The organism is Arthrobacter sp. Hb9-2 (genome assembly GCF_059091165.1).
This window is the reverse complement of the sequence record NZ_JBNHGJ010000002.1, coordinates 233,174-249,052: the sequence shown is the minus strand read 5'-3', so window position 1 is coordinate 249,052 and position 15,879 is coordinate 233,174. Positions and strand designations below refer to the sequence as shown.

Below are 15,879 nucleotides of genomic sequence, written 5' to 3'. Positions count from 1 at the left end.
ACCGTGGCTATCGATCTTGACGTTTCCTGCGAGCTGCTTCCGCTCCCGGCAGGGGCCCGCCAGGACCCTTCCTCCTGGGGAGCCCGCAACGCCCACGATCCCACCGTAGTGCGGGACGATGCCGGCACCTACTACATGTTTTCCACTGACGCCGTCGCCAACTCGGAAGATATACCGGCGGGAGTACATATCAGGACCTCCGCTGACCTGGTGGCCTGGACGTACACCGGAACAGCGTTTGACGGAGTACCGCAAGCGGCTGCGCAATGGTCCGGGGCAGTGGGGTTGTGGGCGCCGGACGTTGTCCGCTGGCCGAACGGTGAATGGCATATGTACTACTCGGCGTCGACCTTTGGCTCCAACACCTCAGCCATCGGGCTTGCGGTTGCACCTTCACCGGCCGGTCCGTGGGAGGACCGCGGGCTGGTGGTGGCAACGAGGAAAGGCGAACATTCCCAAAACGCCATAGACGCGGCAGTGACCTTTGACGCCGATGGCCTCCCCTGGCTGACCTACGGCTCCTTCTTCTCCGGCATCTACATCCTCCCGCTGGACCGGAACTCCGGGCTACCGCTGGTGGAGGGTGATCTCGGATCCGCCATCGCCCGCCGGGCGAAGTCCGTGGAAGGGGCAGTGGAAGGCGCCTTTGTGCTGTACCGGCCTGAGGAGGACCGCTACGTCCTCTTTTGCTCCTACGATTCGCTCTTCAATACCTACAACATGCGTGTGGGCGTCGCGGACTCCATCACCGGTCCTTACCGCGACTTCCGTGGCACGGAGATGACGGATATGGGCGCCCCTCCCGCGGCTGTGGGAACCAAGGTGCTGGGCGGCTACCAGTTCGACGGCGGCACCGGCTGGCTGGCCCCCGGCCACAATTCAATCCTCACCCAAGCGGGTCCGGACGGCATGGAGTATTTCGCGGTCCACCACGTCCGCTTCGCAGCGGATCCGAGCCAACACGTTGTCCAGCTCCGGCGGGTCTTCTTCACCGCGGCCGGCTGGCCCCTGGTGTCACCTCAGCCCTTCGCAGGAGTGCAGCGTGAAACGCTCCCCGCACTTGTACCGGTGGCAGGAACGTGGCAGGTTCTCCGTTTCGCTCCTGAGTCCGCAGGCCTTGTCAAGGCTGTGGCCATGGAACTCGAAAGCACCACCGGCGGCTGCGTTGTGTCCTCCGGCGCGCCAACCCGCATCGGGCTCCGGACCGTGCACACCGGGCCAGACGATGCCGTCGAGCTTGATGCAGTAGTTTTCGGTTCCTGGGACTGGGCCGGGGGCCGGACTGCCCTGTCCTTCAGCGGCATGGACCAGCACGGTGTGGCCTGGTCCGGAACCCAGGATGTACCGCGATGATTGATGCTTCCCTGGGGTGGGCCGGCCGTCTGATGGACTGGCTCCGCTTTGCAACCCGGCTGGTCCTGGTCAACGTGCTGTTTGTGGCCGGAGTGCTGGCCGGGCTGGTGGTCCTGGGGGTCTTCCCCGCGGCCGTCGCCGCCACCTCAGTCCTGGGCAGGCTGCGGGGCGGAGCGGCCGGGGACGCACTGGTCCGGGACTTCATCACGGCTTACCGCTTCCAATTCCGGCACGCCAACCGGGTGGGAAGCGTCTTTTGGATAGCCGGCGCCGTACTCCTCCTTGACTTCCTGGCGCTGCTGGGACAGGCCGGGACCGCGATCCCAAAGGCCGCACACGCTGTCCTCCTGGTGCTTTCAACGGTTGCCGCCCTGGTAATGGTGGCTGCCGCGGCAACCGCAGTCGCCCTGTGCAGCCGCTACCGGGACGAGGTGGCGAGGACGTGGCGGACGGCCTTTGTGCTGCCGCTGGTGTCGCCGGTGATGAGCCTGTCCCTGCTGGCCACCCTGGCGGCCGCCGCCGCCGTTTTTTCCGGGATGGCGGTGCTGGTGCCCCTTGTGGGCGCGTCGGTTCCCCTGCTGCTCTCAGGCTGGCTGGTGGGGAAGCGGCTCGCAGGGTTGGAACGCGCAGCCACCTCTCCCGCCTAGAACCCCATAACCACCCGCTCCTACCTGATTTTTCAACTTCTACAACGTTATACAGAACAGGAACAAACCAATGACCATCACCTCAGCCGCTGCCGACCAGACGGAACTGGCCGTTGTGGCACCTACCGTCGTCACTATCGATAGGGCCGCTGTTGTGGCACCTGTCAGCCGACGCATCTTCGGTTCCTTCGTGGAGCACCTTGGCCGCTGCGTCTACGACGGCATTTACGAGCCCGACCATCCCACCGCCAACGAGGACGGCTTCCGGCTGGACGTCATCGAACTGGTCAAGGAGCTGGGCTCGAGCACCATCCGCTACCCGGGCGGCAATTTCGTCTCTGGCTACCGCTGGGAGGACGGCGTTGGCCCGCGCGACCAGCGCCCGGTCCGGCGTGACCTCGCCTGGCACTCGCTCGAGTCCAACCAGGTGGGCCTGGATGAGTTCGCACGCTGGTGCAAGCTCACCGGCTCGGAGCTGATGATGGCGGTGAACCTTGGAACCCGCGGCATCGAAGCCGCCCTCGACCTGCTGGAATACACCAACCACCCCTCGGGGACCGCACTCAGCGAGCAGCGCATCGCCAACGGCGCCAAGGATCCCTACAACATCACCATGTGGTGCCTGGGCAACGAGATGGACGGTCCCTGGCAGATCGGCCACATGTCCGCCGAGGATTACGGAAAGCTCGCCGCCCGCACCGCCTCCGCCATGAAGACCGCGGACAAGAACCTCGAACTCGTAGTCTGCGGCTCCTCCGGATCCTCCATGCCCACGTTCGGTGAGTGGGAGCGGGTAGTCCTGGAGCACAGCTACAACTACGTGGACTACATCTCCTGCCACGCCTACTACCAGGAGCGCAACGGCGACCTCGGCTCCTACCTGGCGTCCTCGCTGGACATGCAGTACTTCATCGAGACAGTGGTGGCCACCGCCGACCACGTCAAGCACAAGCTCAAGAGCAAAAAGACCATCCAGCTCTCCTTCGACGAGTGGAACATCTGGTACCTGGACGAGCACCAGGCTTCCGACGAGGTCAACGAGGAATGGACGCACGCGCCGCGCCAGCTCGAGGACACCTACTCCGTGGCCGACGCCGTGGTGTTTGGCAACCTGCTGATGACGCTCCTGAAGAACCACGACCGGGTTGCCGCCGCATCCCTCGCCCAGCTGGTCAACGTGATCGCGCCCATCATGACCGAACCGGGCGGTGACACCTGGCGGCAGACCACCTTCTTCCCGTTCTCCGTCACGTCCCGCCTCGCGAAAGGCGAAGTGCTCCGCCCCAGGATCGAGGCCGGAACCTACACGACGGCGGTGTACGGGGAAGCCCCGCTGGTGGACTCGGTGGCAACCACCGACGCCGCTACCGGAGAATCGGCCGTCTTCCTGGTCAACCGCAGCCAGACCGAGGCCATCGACGTGACCATCAACGTCGCCGAACTCAATGCGAAGACGATCACCGAGGCCGTGACCCTGCACGATGAGGACGTTTACGCCAAGAACACCCTTCAGGACCAGAACCGCGTGGGCCTGAAGCAGCTCGACGGCGCCGTCCTGGACGAAGGCACTCTCACCGTGACGCTTCCACCGGTGTCCTGGTCCGCCGTCGCGCTTGGCTGACGTGACCCAGCCAGGCAGGCCCGCTGCCAGCCGCCCTGCTGTTCGATGGACAGCGGCGCGGCTGGCGGCGGTGCTGGCCGCCGTCGTCCTTGTCCTGACGGGATGCGGTGCACTGCCACCTGCGCCAAAGGCAGGCCCTGCCGCCGAACTCAGCGGTGACTTCTTCACGCACGATCCCGCGCTGGTCAAGGGGGAGGACGGCAAACCCTGGTTCATCTACTCCACCGGGAGCGGGCAGGTGGCGGATGGCAACATCCAGGTGCGGCGCTCAGACGACGGCGTGAAGTGGGAGTATGCCGGCGAGGTGTGGCCGGACAAACCCGCGTGGCTCAAGGAAGCGGTGCCTGGCGTGGACAATCTCTGGGCACCGGAACTGTACGAGCATGACGGGACCTGGTACCTCTACTATTCGGCGTCGACGTTCGGGAAGAACCTCTCGGTGATCGCACTGGCCACGAACACCACACTTGACCCTGCCGACCCGGCCTACGAGTGGGTGGACCAGGGGCAGGTGATCTCCTCCAAGGGGGAGAGGTTCAACGCCATCGATCCGGGCATCGCCGAGGATGAAAACGGCACGCCCTGGCTGTCCTTTGGCTCCTTCTGGACGGGACTGCAGCTGGTGGAGCTTGAATGGCCGACTGGCCTGCGCGCCGGGACGGAAGAGCCACTAACGATCGCGGACCGGAAGGCGCCGCCCAACGCAATCGAGGCGCCGTACATCCTCCCGCACGACGGCAAGTATTACCTGTTCTTCTCCCGCGACTTCTGCTGCCAGGGGCTCGAGAGCACGTACAACATCGCCGTGGGCAGGTCGGACAGCATCACCGGTCCGTACCTGGATGCCGAGGGCAAGGAACTGCTCGACGGCGGCGGCACGCCCCTCCTGGCGTCCGACGGCGGGCGCGTGGGGCCGGGCGGACAGTCCGTTTCCGGCAATACGCTGGCGTTCCACTACTACGCGGAAGAGCTCGACGGCGCCTTCCGCCTGGGCCTTGCCGGGCTGGAGTGGGAGGACGGCTGGCCCAGTGCGCGGTGGGAATAGGGTCTACGCGGCGCCGGCCGCGCTGCCCATGGTCGATTCCCTTGCCACCACGCGGAACGCCGTCTCGACTTCCCGGGGCGGTGTTCCGGCAGGGTCCTTGATCCGCTCGAGCAGCATGCGGATGGCGGTCTCGGCGATCTCCGTGCGGCCGGGATCAACAGTGCTCAGGGTGGGAAGGGTGTAGCGGGTTTCATCCAGGTCATCGAAGCCAATCACGGCGACGTCGTCCGGGACCCGGTAGCCTGCTTCCTGCAGGACACGCACCGCGCCCTGGGCAAGGGTGTCATTCAGGCCGAAGACGGCGTCGAAGGACACTCCGCGGTCCAGGAGGTCGTGCATGGCTGCGGCACCGTTGGACCGGTGCCAGTCCACCACGTAGGCGACGATCCCGTCGTCGTACGGGATGCCCCGGGCCTCAAGCGCCTCCCGGTACCCGCGCAGGCGAAGCCCCGCGGAGCCTATGACCTCGCCCTCATGGGCGCCGACGACGGCAATGCGTTTCCTGCCGAGGTCCAGCAGGTGCTCGGTAGCGGCCCGCGCGGCCGGAACATTCTGCATGGTGACGTGGTCTGAAGAACTATCGAAGATGCGCTCGCCGAGGAGGACAATCGGCACGTCAGCCTTGATCAGGTCCGCATCTTCCTGGCCCAGTGCCAGCGGGCTGAAGATCAGGCCGTCGGACATTTTGAGCCTGGGGCTGGCCATCACCTCCAGCTCTCGCTTGCGGTCGGCGCCGGTCTGTTCAATGAGCACCACCAGCCCGCGCTGCGCCGCCGCTTCGATCACGGCGTCGGCCAGTTCCGCGAAATAGGGAAGGCGCAATTGCGGCAGCGCCAGGGTGATGGCCCCGGTGTGCCCGGAGCGCAGGCTTCGGGCGGTCAGGTTGGGCCGGTAGCCCAGCTCTGCGATCGCCTTTTCCACTTTGGCGCGGGTGGTGTCCCGGACATGGGGGTGGTGGTTGATCACGTTGGAGACGGTCTTGAAGGACACGCCTGCCACGCGGGCCACGTCGTGAAGAGTCGCCGCCATCCCTGCCCCCTGCTCCTGCCGCGGCCCGCAGGCCAGTACCTGCGATTTTACAACGTTGAATCGATAACTCGTGTGCAGGATGCGCCAGGAACGGGCCGCCCATGACACAGAACTGGGCGGCCCGCCTCCTCAACGCCGCTTCCGGCCCGACCGGTCCTTCCGCTCTGCTGTCTCCCGCTCGGCCCACCGCTGGGACTTCCCGGCCGACACCACCTTCTGGTGCCACTCCCGCTGGTAGGCGCGCTGCGCCGCGGCGTCGCTCCGGCGGGCAAGGGCGGCCAGCTCACGCTGCAGCTTCAGGTAGTTGTGCCAGCGGCGTTCCTCCAGCACGCCGCCGGCAATGGCTTCCTGCACGGCGCAGCCGGGCTCGCCCTGGTGGGCGCAGTCCGAAAACCTGCACCGGCCCGCCAGTTCCTCGACGTCGCCGAACATCTCGCCGATGCCGTCCTCGGCGTCGAACAATCCGAAGCCCCGCACGCCGGGCGTGTCCATCAGGACCGTCCCGTTCCGAAGCGGCACCAGTTCCCGCGACGTGGTGGTGTGTTTGCCCTTGAAGTCGCCGGCCCGCACCTCGCCGGTGTCCTGGACGTGGCGGCCCACCATCGCATTGATGAGTGTGGACTTTCCGGCGCCGGAGGGTCCCAGCAGGACGATGGTGCCGCCCGCCGGAATGTGCGCCAGCAGTTCGTCGATGCCGTCCCCGCTCTCCGCGGATGTGGTCACCACGTCTACGCCGGCGGCCTGCACCATGACTTTGCCGACGACGTCGTCCGCCACCTCGGCGAGGTCCGCCTTGGTGATGATCACCAGGGGAGTGGCGCCGGAGTCCCACGCCGCCACGAGGGTGCGTTCCAGCCGGTTGTGCGTCAGTGGCCGGTCCACCGGCACCACCACGCCTACCATGTCCATGTTCGCGGCCAGGACCTGCGCCGCGGAGGAGTCCTCGAAGGCGCGCTTGCGGCTGAGCTCCGAGCGGCGGGGAAGGACGCCCAGGATCTGGCGCCGGCCGGCCCGGTTGGGTCCGATCCAGACCCAGTCTCCGGTGACTGCTGCTTCGCCGGTCAGCGGATAGGGCAGGTGCAGGAGGTCCGCGCCAGCTGCCACCAGTAACAGGTTGCGGTCCACGCGGACCACCCGTCCCGGCTCGGTTGCGTCCGGGAGGGCATGATTCTGGAAGTGCCGGGCAACGGCGGGCGTATATCCGTAGGGGACAGGGCCCTTGCTGGTTGAAGCCGAAGTGCTCGACGTGTTGTTGCTTGGCGTGCTGATGCTGTCCAGGGCGCTGCCTGAAGATGTTTTCACTGTGATACCTCGGGGTATTGCCCCTCCGCAGTGGCTGCTTTCGGCTTTGGTGCTGGGCGCTCCGCGGTGAGGTCAGGCGGGGCCGGTGCGGTACAGGGGAAGGGTCTGGATGATGGGTGCGGAGCGCGTTGGGCGCGCGGCTGTGACAGTCATCGAAAACACCTCCCTTTCCCGAAAACGGGACTGGTATCAAGTCCCTCAATTCCGAAGCCTAACTGGCTGGCGGACGGCCACACCTGCGTGCAGTCGCGGATCCGCTCCTACTCTAGCTGCGGGTATCCATATCCACCAGAGTTTGTCTTGCCGTCTGGGCTGGCCACAGCCCGCGCGGCGCCGTTCCAATGTTTTCCCAGCCTCGCGCTTCTACGATCCGAGGATCTTGAGGACTCTCGGGCTGGGAAAGAGGCGCCATGAACAAGACAGCACTCGGAGTTCTGGCTCTAGCCGGGACACTCTTCGGTCAGCTCGCTGGTGCGGGACCGGGCATCGCGGGGGAGTCGCGTCTCATCACGAAAACCGTGGCGACAGGGGAGGCCATGACCGCGGAATTTGACCACACGGATGGATGTATACGGACGACGGTCAGCGTGTTCGGCAGCGTCTTCACGGTCCGCGGAGCAACCGCCCCTGAGAAGCTGGGCTTTGTATCGGTCACCCAGGACAACACCTGTACAGGCACCACGCTGATTAACGGATTTGGGGAGACATTGACCCTGGAAATGGACTCTCCAAACGGGTTGTCCAGAGGGCGCCTGAAGATGTCCATGGAATTCACGAATTTTGCAGACCCCGGCAATTCAGTGAATTCGCAGTTGACGGCCGATTTGTCCTTTCGGGCCACGGCTGAAGCGGACAGGACGCGCGTGAAATCCCAATCCGCTTCGGCGGGTGTTCGTTTTGTCTCGTCGGCAGATACCAGGAGCCGGCCCGTCTCCTCCACCGGCACGGTAAAACTGGGGGCTCAAACTGTGGTTTCGCCGGGCACGCCGGCGTACTACGGGATGCTCGCCTCGATGGTAAGCAAAGAGAAGACAGTTGCCCGCCCCGTGAAGTAGCGGCCGGCAGCCCGTGTTTCCGGGCTTTGGTGCGCTTCACCGGCGGAACGAACGGGCAACGGTATGGTCTTAGCGCTGGAGTTCCAGTGCCCGCTTTTCCCGTGCGGAGATTCGCGAGACGTAGCCGCAGTTCGTACAAGTGATCTGGTAGGACCGCGACGTAGTAAACACCGGAATGAAGAAGAGCGTGAACTTGGTGGCCCGCTCCTCGAGGTGGTGGTGAACAAACGAGCGGCAGTACTGGCAGGTGGCAGGTTTGCCGGGGAGCGCCTTAAGCACTGTCTTGAAACCAAAGAGAAGGAGCATGGGTTTGCCTTTCGGGTTTGTCCTGCGGGCTATCTGACAACCCTAAGCCCTGGAAAAGGTCCTGGGGATAGCCTGACATGCTCCCCGGCCGGTGTAATACTGGGGGTCAGCGCGCTCTTCGGCATCAGGGGGACTTCGGTTACATGGTTCTGGATACCGCCACGCTGAGGATTGCGTTTGGCCTGATGGCCCTGGTTCTTGTGTTCCTCTTCTACTTCTCCGCGTACCGGATCACGCGCTCACCGTACAGTGGCTGGTGGTGCCTGGCCCTCATCTTCTTCCTCACTGGGGCTGCCTGTTTCCTGCTGGACGGGACGGCGCACCAGGTCTGGGCCAACCCGGCCGGCAACGTGCTGCTGGTACACGGCGGGGTGGCTGTCTGGGCCGGCGCGCGCTCGCTGCGGACAGTGCCGCCGCCGAAGTGGGCGTTCACCGGCATCCCGCTGGTTACTTTGGTCGCCTCCGTGATGGACAACCCGGCCACCAACACCTGGTCCGGCGGGCCGGTGTTCCTCGCCGCGATGAGCATCACCATCGGGCTGGGGTCCCGGGAGCTGTGGCGCCTGGAGCCCGGCTATTCACGTGCCCGGATTCCCATGGCCGTGTCCGCCGGAGGACTCGCCATCTTCTACTTCTTCCGCTGGGTGGCGTTTGTCCTGGAGGGCCAGAACGGAACGACGTTCGTCACCGTCTTCGGCTCCGCCGCGACCACGCTGGTGACAATGGTGCTGCTGGTGGTGGTGTCATTCAGCATGGCCGCCCTCAGCAACGAACAGCAGACCAGGGCCCTGCGCATGGTGGCTTCCCGCGACGACCTCACCGGGCTCCTTAACCGCAAAGCCTTCCTGGACCTGGCCACAGGGCAGTTGGCGGACCGTGCCATCACCCGAGGTTCCGGCACCCTCATCCTGGCCGACCTGGACCACTTCAAATCCGTTAACGATACGTACGGCCACGCCGCGGGGGACCTCGCCCTGAAGGCCTTCGCCGACGCCTGCACGGCGACAGTCCGCTCCACGGACCTGGTGGGAAGGTACGGGGGGGAAGAATTTGTCCTTCTTTTGCCCGGTACCAGCGCGGAGCGGGCTGAAATGATCGCCGAGGAGATCAGCCGGCGCCTGGCGGCGGCACCATCGGTGGACGGGATGGAGATGCCAACGGTCAGTTACGGGATTTCCACCTACGACGCCGGCACAAGGGACGTGGAGGACCTCATCGCCACGGCGGACGGCGCCTTGTATGCGGCAAAGTCACTGGGCAGGAACCGCGTCGCCCGCAGCGACCGGATGCGCTAGGACGGTCAGCCTGCGTTAAGCTTTCCGGCCAGCCGCTCGCGCATCTGGACGCTGGCCGAGTTCAGGCCCAGCAGCTCCACCTCCCGGCCGTGGCGGCGGTACTTCTCGGTCACGGCGTCCAGCACGGCGATGGTGGAGGCGTCCCACAGGTGTGAGGCGTGCAGGTCCACCACCACCCTGCTGATCTCGGGCTCCGCGTCGAGGGCGTACTCGAACTGCATGTAAAGATCGTTCGACGAGGCAAAAAACAGCTCGCCGTCCACCGTGTACGTGGCAACATTCTCGCCGTTGATCTCAAGGACCGTCCGCTCAACGGTGACAAAGTGCGCCACCCGCCGGGCGAACATTGCCATTGCGGCTAGCACTCCGACGCCGACGCCGATGGCCAGGTTGTGTGTCGCCACCACCACACCCACCGTGATCAGCATGACGGCGGTTTCCGACTTGGGCATCCGCCGCAGGGTCTGTGGGGCGATGGAGTGCCATTCGAAGGTGATGGCGGAAACGAAGATCATTACCGCTACCAGGGCTGCCATGGGGATGAGGCCCACCACGTCACCCAGCACCACCACGAGGACCAGCAGGAAGACGCCGGCGAGGAAGGTGGATACGCGGCTGCGCGCTCCGGAGCCCTTGACGTTGATCATCGTCTGGCCGATCACAGCGCAGCCACCCATGCCGCCGAGGAACCCGGTGACGATGTTGGCAACGCCCTGCCCCCATGATTCCCGGGTCTTGTTGGAGCGCGTGTCCGTGATGTCGTCCACCAGCTTGGCGGTCATCAGGGATTCGAGCAGTCCCACCAGCGCCATGGACAGCGAAAACGGCGCCAGGACCTGGAAGGTCTCCCAGGTCAACGGGACGTTCGGGAGGAAGAAGCCGGGCAGGCTTTCCGGCAGCTGGCCCTTGTCATGGACGGTTGGCACGTCGGCGCCCGCGAGTACAGCGACCAGGGTGAGCACCACGATGGCAACCAGGGGTGAGGGCACCGCCGTCGTCATCCTTGGCAGCCCCACCACGATGACCAGGCCGGTGGCGACGAGGGGGTAGACCAGCCAGGGGACGCCGATCAACTCCGGCAACTGGGCCATAAAGACCAGGATGGCCAGCGCGTTGACGAATCCCACCATGACGGAACGAGGGATGAAACGCATCAGCCGGGTGACACCGGCTACCGCGAGCATGATCTGGAAGACGCCAGCCAGGATGACTGCCGCAATCAGGTAGTCCAGGCCGTGGCTGCGCATCAGCGGAGCAATCACCAGCGCCACGGCCCCGGTTGCGGCCGAAATCATCGCGGGCCGGCCGCCCACAAATGAGATGGTCACCGCCATGGTGAAGGAGGCGAAGAGGCCGATTCGCGGGTCCACGCCCGCAATTACCGAGAACGCGATGGCCTCGGGAATGAGCGCCAGCGCCACCACCAACCCGGCCAGGGCTTCCGTCCTAAGCCGCCGCGGGGAGCGCAGTGTGGCGCGCACAGACTGCAGTTGCTGGGGCGAGGGCGCCCTGTTCTCGGCGGTGGAAACAGCCATGGTCCGGCTCCAATCGGGTATCGAAACGCGGCAGCAGGGGAGGCGCGCGCCTTCGCAGGGAGGTGGGTGGTCAGGAAGGAAGGCGCTGCCTTGCGCCGGAGTGAAAGAGTCGGCCGGGGCACAAGCGGTTTGCGGCGCCCGGACTCTCCAACTTTACGCGGAGCCGCGGGGGAGCCTGCACGTGCGCATGTTGTCAAACTGTGGCTTCCTGCGGCCCGTCATCCGGAAGCAGCTGGAAGCTCGACTGGTAAAATGGCGGGGTTGCAGGGCGGCCTTTTCGCTGGTGCAACCAGCGCCGTAACGAAGTAGGGGACCAACAATCATGACGGCAGGCGGTGCACACCTCGGGACGTCGGAAAGCCAGCCAGGCTCGCTGGCAACCGCCGTCACCGAGCCCGTCAAGCGCCGCGCCTACGTGGCCATTATTGAGGGGTTCCTCGGCGCCCTCATGATGTTCGTCGGTTCCATCGGCACCGGCTGGATCGCCAACGGCTCGCCGATGATCCGCCAGCCTGTGGTCATTGCGCTCCGTACAGAAGGCTGGGGAGTGACGGTTTCCACCATCCTGCTGACGGTGGGAGCAATGGTGCTGATGCGATCGTGGCTCCGGCTGGGGCAACGGCTGACTGATTGGGGCATATCGTCCCTTCGGTCCGTTGTTATCGCCATTTCTGCCTGGTCCCTGCCGCTGCTTTTCTGCGTACCGGTTTTTTCCCGCGACGTCTACGCCTACACAGGCCAGGGCCGGCTGGTGATGGAGGGCCAAAACCCGTATGAGGTGGGCATTTCCACGCTCAACAACTGGTTCTCGCTCGGGGCAGATCCTGCGTGGGCGGAGAACAGGACCCCCTACGGTCCGTACTTTTTGTGGCTGGCGCGCGCCGTCGTCGGGCTCACCGGAGCCCAGCCCGATGTTTCCGTGCTGCTCTTCCGCCTTCTAGCCGGCGCCGGCGTCCTCCTCTGCGTCATCTACGTGCCGAAATTGGCGGAGCTGCACGGCATCAACGGTGCCCGTGCACTGTGGATCTCCGTGGCCAATCCCCTGTTCCTGATCAGCTTCATCGCCAGCGCCCACAATGACGCACTCATGGTGGGGCTCGCCGTCGCCGGCGTCTACTTCGCGGCAACGCGGCGCTACCTGCTGGGCATCTTCCTGGTCACCGCCTCCATCGGCATCAAACCCATCACTGTGCTCCTGCTGCCGTTCATTGGGGTCATGTGGGCGGGCCCCTCTGCCTCCTGGCTGCGCAAGTTCCTCATTTGGGGCGCGACGGCGGGTATCAGCTTCGGCGTCCTGGCCGTTAGCGGTATCCCGTACAACCTGGGACTGGGCTGGACCTGGGCCATCATGGATCCCACTCCCGGCTATACCGGCTACTCGCCGTCAGGCTTCCTGGGCCAGCAGGTGGAGTTCCTGGCCAATGTGCTGGGGCTGCCGGGCGGGACGTTTGCCACCCTGCTCCGGACGGGCATGAAATATGCGGCCATCGCGCTGGTCCTGCTGTTGATGTTCCGCGGGGACTACTCCCGGGCGGTGCGCCGGATGGCCTTGGCGTTCACCGCCGTCGTGATGCTGTCACCCATCATCCAGCCCTGGTACATCCTGTGGTTCCTGCCGTTCCTGGCTGTCACCGGCATTCGGGATGACTGGCAGATCCGGTCGCTGTACGTGGGCGTCACCTTCTTTGTGGTGTTCGGGGCGCAGGATCAGCTCTCCGTGTGGTCCTTTGTTGAGCTGCCCATCGACGCCTCATCGCTGGCGTTCGTGACTGCCCTGGGGTTCACGTTCTACCTTTTATTCCTCGACGTGCATACACGAAAACTGCTGATTGAAGGCAAGCCGCTGGACCTCGCAAGGCGGGGCTTGAACTGGATCACCGCGAGGCGTGAGGTACGCCGCCTCCGCGCTGAACAGCCCGATCGGCAACAGCTCGGAAGCCGCTGAGCTAAGCTCCGGCCGGTACTGCGGCAGGGGACTTCCTGCCCAGCTCGGCTGTCCGCTGCACCGACCACCAGAGCAGCACCACCAGAAGCACATTGCGGGTGGTGAGGATGGCTGCCATCACCGGGTGGGCATGAATGAGCGGTGTATAGAACAGGGGATAGATCACGAAAGTGGTCATGGCGATCCCCATCAGCAAGGCAGCCGGAACCTTCCAGCGGTTCCAGTCATGGGTGAGGCCGGCAATGATCACCGGCGCCAGCCAGATGATGAACTGCGGGGAACCCACCTTGTTGAACACGATGAACGCGGTGACCATCATGAGGGAACCTTCCAGGAACAGTTCCTCGCGTTCGGCACCGCGGTTCATCGCGCGGACCAGCAGGACAGCCGCTCCCGCCGCCGCGAGGATGAGGAGCGGCTGCATCAGGAACGCCGCAGTGCTGGCGCCCGGGCCGTAGACCTCGGTGGAGTTGATGGCAGTGTTGTCAGCCATTTTTGAACCGGCGATGTTGAAGACGCTCAGCCACACCCACGGCGTGGAGAAGGTTGCTTCGAGCTGCATGCCGCGCTCGCCCTGGTTGGTGAGGAAGTCCATGATGTGCGGCAGCCCGCCGGACAGCCACGTTCCCAGGGCGACAACCGCCGTTACCACCACCCCGGAAAGGACCACCTGGATCCGTTTCTGGCTGGCGATAACGATGGGCGCCAGCACCGCGGCCGGCCAGACCTTGATCCAGGTGGCAATACTCAGCAGGATGCCCGCCACCACCGGCCGCTGCGCCGCATACAGGAGGGCAATCAGCACGATGGGCGCGGTAATGCCCTCCACCCTCGCAAAGCTGAGGTAACCCATAAAGACGGTGAAAAACAGCCACCACCAGGCCGGGGCCACACCGCTCGCCGTTCGCGGACCCCGGGTGAGGAAGGCAAGCCCGACGGCGTTGAGGGCTGTGATGATCAGGAACCAGGCCAGGAGGTACAGCCCTGGTCCGGCGATGTTCGCGAGGAAGATGGGGATCTGCGCCAGCACCGGGTACACCCACGGGCTGATCTTCCCGTCGAGGTTCTCCGGGTTGTAGCCGTCCGTGGCCCACTGGCGGTACTGCTCGGTGTCGCTGAAGGTCTCGCCGTGCAGGAAGAAGGACGCCATCCAGCCCAGGAAGTAAAGATGGACCACCGCGAAACCCCACCACACGCTGGACGGCCGCGCGAACCAGTCCACGACCTTTGCGGGAACGATTTTCGTGCGGACGCTGGACAGCCCGTCGAAGAACTTCGTGGAAATCTTAGGACTCCTTCAGCGCGGGAGCGGCTGCAGGCGTCTTTTTGCCCAGCGAGTAGAGGCGCCGCACGCTCCAGAGGAACAGGACCACCAGGAGGACGTTGCGGATGGTGAGCACCAGGGCCATCCACGGGTTGTTGTGGCTGAGCGCGTCGTAGAACAGGGGGTAGATGAAGTAGGTGGCCACAGCGATGACGATCAGCATGGCCGCCGGGACCCGCCATTCGCGCCAGCTGTGGGCCAGCCCGACGGCGACCGCCGGGGCGAGCCACACCATGAACTGCGGCGAGCCCACTTTGTTGAAGACCACGAACGCGGTGGCCAGGGTGAGTGCACCAGCCAGGAGCAGTTCGGTGCGGTCCACCCCGCCGGTGAGGTTGCCGTTGTGCAGGTTGCCGTTATGCAGCGCCCAGAACGTCAGGCCGGCCACCAGCAGGGCGGCCAGGATCAGGAGGGGCTGCATCAGCACGGACATCACGGCGGTGCCGGGGCCGTCCACCTGCATGGAGTTGATGTCCGTGTTCATGTACATGCGGGAATCGCCGATGTTCAGGACGGACAGCCAGAGCCACGGCGTGGTGAAGGTGGCTTCGAGCTGCATGCCGCGGTCGCCCTGCTGGGTGAGGAAGTTCAGGAGCTTCGGAAGGCTGCCTGCCGAAGCGGCCAGCGCAACCACAACCGCCGACGTCGCAATTCCGGCAAGCACCACCAGGATCCGGTTCTTGACGACGGCGAACAGGGCCAGCATGACAGCGGCCGGCCAGACCTTCACCCAGGTGCCGATGGCCAGCAGGACGGAGGCGATGAACGGCCGGCCCACGCCGTAGGCGAGGGCCACCAGGACCAGCGGCGCGGTGAGGCCGTCCACGCGGGCGAAGCCGAGCCAGCCCATAAGGAAGGTGAAGGCCAGCCACCACCAGCCGGCGGGGATGGCCTGGCGGTCCCGGCCCCGGTTGGTCAGTTTCAGCAGGGCCCAGCCGTTGAGCACTGTGGTCATCAGGACCCACAGGAAGAAGAACGGCCCGGGACCGGCAACGCCTGCGATGGCCATGGGGATCAGCGCGAGGATGGGGTAGACCCAGGGGCTTGGGCCGCCGGTGAGGTTGGCGTCGTCAAACCCGGCCATGGCCCAGTCACGGTAGATAAACGTGTCGCTGAAGGCCTCGCCGCGCAGCGAAAGCGAAGCGGCGAAGACCAGGAAGACCAGGTGCACCACGATGAATCCGGCCAGCAATCCCCGTCCGGTATTCAGCCGGGACTGGAAGGACGCCGGGATGAGGAGGTTGCGGATCCGGGTGAGATTGCCGAAGAAAACGTCGGTGGAGATGGCGGAATCCTTGTCAGGTCGTTGCACAGCAAGGTCGTTGCGCAATGGTGCACGGGTCATGCCGGGAGGCTTCTCCGGGGCATTGGAAGCGTTGAAAAAACAGCTTCCACTCCCCATCAACTCTAATTGACCATGCC

13 protein-coding genes are annotated in these 15,879 nt (G+C 65.1%); 7 read left to right on the top strand and 6 right to left on the bottom strand.

The genetic code is table 11. The annotated features are described in order from the left end of the window. Positions 1-3: 3 nt before the first annotated feature. The 4 genes from AC5RV1_RS02795 to AC5RV1_RS02780 all read left to right on the top strand — a co-directional run bounded on the left by AC5RV1_RS02795 (position 4) and on the right by AC5RV1_RS02780 (position 4,666). Complete coding sequence (locus AC5RV1_RS02795; RefSeq protein WP_493993454.1) at positions 4-1,353, top strand: arabinan endo-1,5-alpha-L-arabinosidase; 1,350 nt, start codon at positions 4-6, stop codon at positions 1,351-1,353. Then, positions 1,350-2,000: a DUF624 domain-containing protein gene (locus tag AC5RV1_RS02790; protein ID WP_493993453.1), complete on the top strand. Its 651-nt coding sequence runs from the start codon at positions 1,350-1,352 to the stop codon at positions 1,998-2,000. The genes AC5RV1_RS02795 and AC5RV1_RS02790 overlap by 4 nt, the downstream gene beginning before the upstream one ends. 70 nt (positions 2,001-2,070) lie before the next feature. Next, positions 2,071-3,621, top strand: coding sequence for an arabinosylfuranosidase ArfA (arfA, locus tag AC5RV1_RS02785; RefSeq protein WP_493945623.1), 1,551 nt, complete (start codon positions 2,071-2,073; stop codon positions 3,619-3,621). 1 nt (position 3,622) lies between these two features. Further along, positions 3,623-4,666: an arabinan endo-1,5-alpha-L-arabinosidase gene (locus AC5RV1_RS02780; protein WP_493993452.1), complete on the top strand. Its 1,044-nt coding sequence runs from the start codon at positions 3,623-3,625 to the stop codon at positions 4,664-4,666. A gap of 3 nt (positions 4,667-4,669) precedes the next feature. Here the strand turns inward: AC5RV1_RS02780 and AC5RV1_RS02775 are convergent, their stop codons facing one another. Both AC5RV1_RS02775 and rsgA read right to left on the bottom strand, forming a co-directional pair. Continuing rightward, positions 4,670-5,695, bottom strand: coding sequence for a LacI family DNA-binding transcriptional regulator (locus AC5RV1_RS02775; protein ID WP_493945624.1), 1,026 nt, complete (start codon positions 5,693-5,695; stop codon positions 4,670-4,672). 129 nt (positions 5,696-5,824) lie between these two features. Next, the gene (gene rsgA, locus AC5RV1_RS02770; protein WP_493993451.1) at positions 5,825-6,997 is read right to left on the bottom strand and encodes a ribosome small subunit-dependent GTPase A; all 1,173 of its coding nucleotides are present in this window, start codon (positions 6,995-6,997) and stop codon (positions 5,825-5,827) included. A 410-nt stretch (positions 6,998-7,407) separates the two neighbouring features. Here rsgA and AC5RV1_RS02765 point away from each other — a divergent pair, with 410 nt between their 5' ends. Next, positions 7,408-8,052 carry a hypothetical protein gene (locus tag AC5RV1_RS02765; protein WP_493993450.1) on the top strand — a complete coding sequence of 215 codons (645 nt, stop codon included), beginning with the start codon at positions 7,408-7,410 and terminating at the stop codon, positions 8,050-8,052. 69 nt (positions 8,053-8,121) lie between these two features. On the opposite strand, the gene AC5RV1_RS02760 is transcribed toward AC5RV1_RS02765, so the two are convergent. After that, the gene (locus AC5RV1_RS02760; RefSeq protein ID WP_138606428.1) at positions 8,122-8,358 is read right to left on the bottom strand and encodes a zinc-ribbon domain-containing protein; all 237 of its coding nucleotides are present in this window, start codon (positions 8,356-8,358) and stop codon (positions 8,122-8,124) included. Between the two features lie 143 nt (positions 8,359-8,501). On the opposite strand from AC5RV1_RS02760, the gene AC5RV1_RS02755 reads away from it, so the two are divergent. Beyond that, a complete protein-coding gene (locus AC5RV1_RS02755) occupies positions 8,502-9,653 on the top strand; it encodes a GGDEF domain-containing protein (RefSeq protein WP_493993449.1) in 1,152 nt (383 codons plus the stop codon). A gap of 5 nt (positions 9,654-9,658) precedes the next feature. On the opposite strand, the gene AC5RV1_RS02750 is transcribed toward AC5RV1_RS02755, so the two are convergent. Continuing rightward, on the bottom strand, positions 9,659-11,188 hold the full coding sequence (locus tag AC5RV1_RS02750) for a SulP family inorganic anion transporter (protein WP_493993448.1): 1,530 nt from the start codon (positions 11,186-11,188) through the stop codon (positions 9,659-9,661). 322 nt (positions 11,189-11,510) lie between these two features. On the opposite strand from AC5RV1_RS02750, the gene mptB reads away from it, so the two are divergent. Next, positions 11,511-13,133 carry a polyprenol phosphomannose-dependent alpha 1,6 mannosyltransferase MptB gene (gene mptB / locus AC5RV1_RS02745; RefSeq protein WP_493945630.1) on the top strand — a complete coding sequence of 541 codons (1,623 nt, stop codon included), beginning with the start codon at positions 11,511-11,513 and terminating at the stop codon, positions 13,131-13,133. 1 nt (position 13,134) lies between these two features. Here mptB and AC5RV1_RS02740 read toward each other — a convergent pair whose 3' ends face one another. Together AC5RV1_RS02740 and AC5RV1_RS02735 are read right to left on the bottom strand one after the other, a co-directional pair. Further along, a complete protein-coding gene (locus tag AC5RV1_RS02740) occupies positions 13,135-14,355 on the bottom strand; it encodes a glycosyltransferase 87 family protein (protein WP_493993447.1) in 1,221 nt (406 codons plus the stop codon). 64 nt (positions 14,356-14,419) lie between these two features. Next, complete coding sequence (locus AC5RV1_RS02735; RefSeq protein ID WP_493993446.1) at positions 14,420-15,802, bottom strand: glycosyltransferase family 87 protein; 1,383 nt, start codon at positions 15,800-15,802, stop codon at positions 14,420-14,422. Positions 15,803-15,879 lie beyond the last annotated feature (77 nt).

Bases quoted from the DNA above. Each gene is read 5' to 3' on its own strand.
- arfA (WP_493945623.1), top strand. From the start codon at position 2,071: ATGACCATCACCTCAGCCGCTGCCGACCAGACGGAACTGGCCGTTGTG.
- mptB (WP_493945630.1), top strand. From the start codon at position 11,511: ATGACGGCAGGCGGTGCACACCTCGGGACGTCGGAAAGCCAGCCAGGC.
- AC5RV1_RS02750 (WP_493993448.1), bottom strand. From the start codon at position 11,188: ATGGCTGTTTCCACCGCCGAGAACAGGGCGCCCTCGCCCCAGCAACTG.
- AC5RV1_RS02790 (WP_493993453.1), top strand. From the start codon at position 1,350: ATGATTGATGCTTCCCTGGGGTGGGCCGGCCGTCTGATGGACTGGCTC.
- AC5RV1_RS02775 (WP_493945624.1), bottom strand. From the start codon at position 5,695: ATGGCGGCGACTCTTCACGACGTGGCCCGCGTGGCAGGCGTGTCCTTC.
- AC5RV1_RS02755 (WP_493993449.1), top strand. From the start codon at position 8,502: ATGGTTCTGGATACCGCCACGCTGAGGATTGCGTTTGGCCTGATGGCC.
- AC5RV1_RS02765 (WP_493993450.1), top strand. From the start codon at position 7,408: ATGAACAAGACAGCACTCGGAGTTCTGGCTCTAGCCGGGACACTCTTC.
- AC5RV1_RS02760 (WP_138606428.1), bottom strand. From the start codon at position 8,358: ATGCTCCTTCTCTTTGGTTTCAAGACAGTGCTTAAGGCGCTCCCCGGC.
- AC5RV1_RS02735 (WP_493993446.1), bottom strand. From the start codon at position 15,802: ATGACCCGTGCACCATTGCGCAACGACCTTGCTGTGCAACGACCTGAC.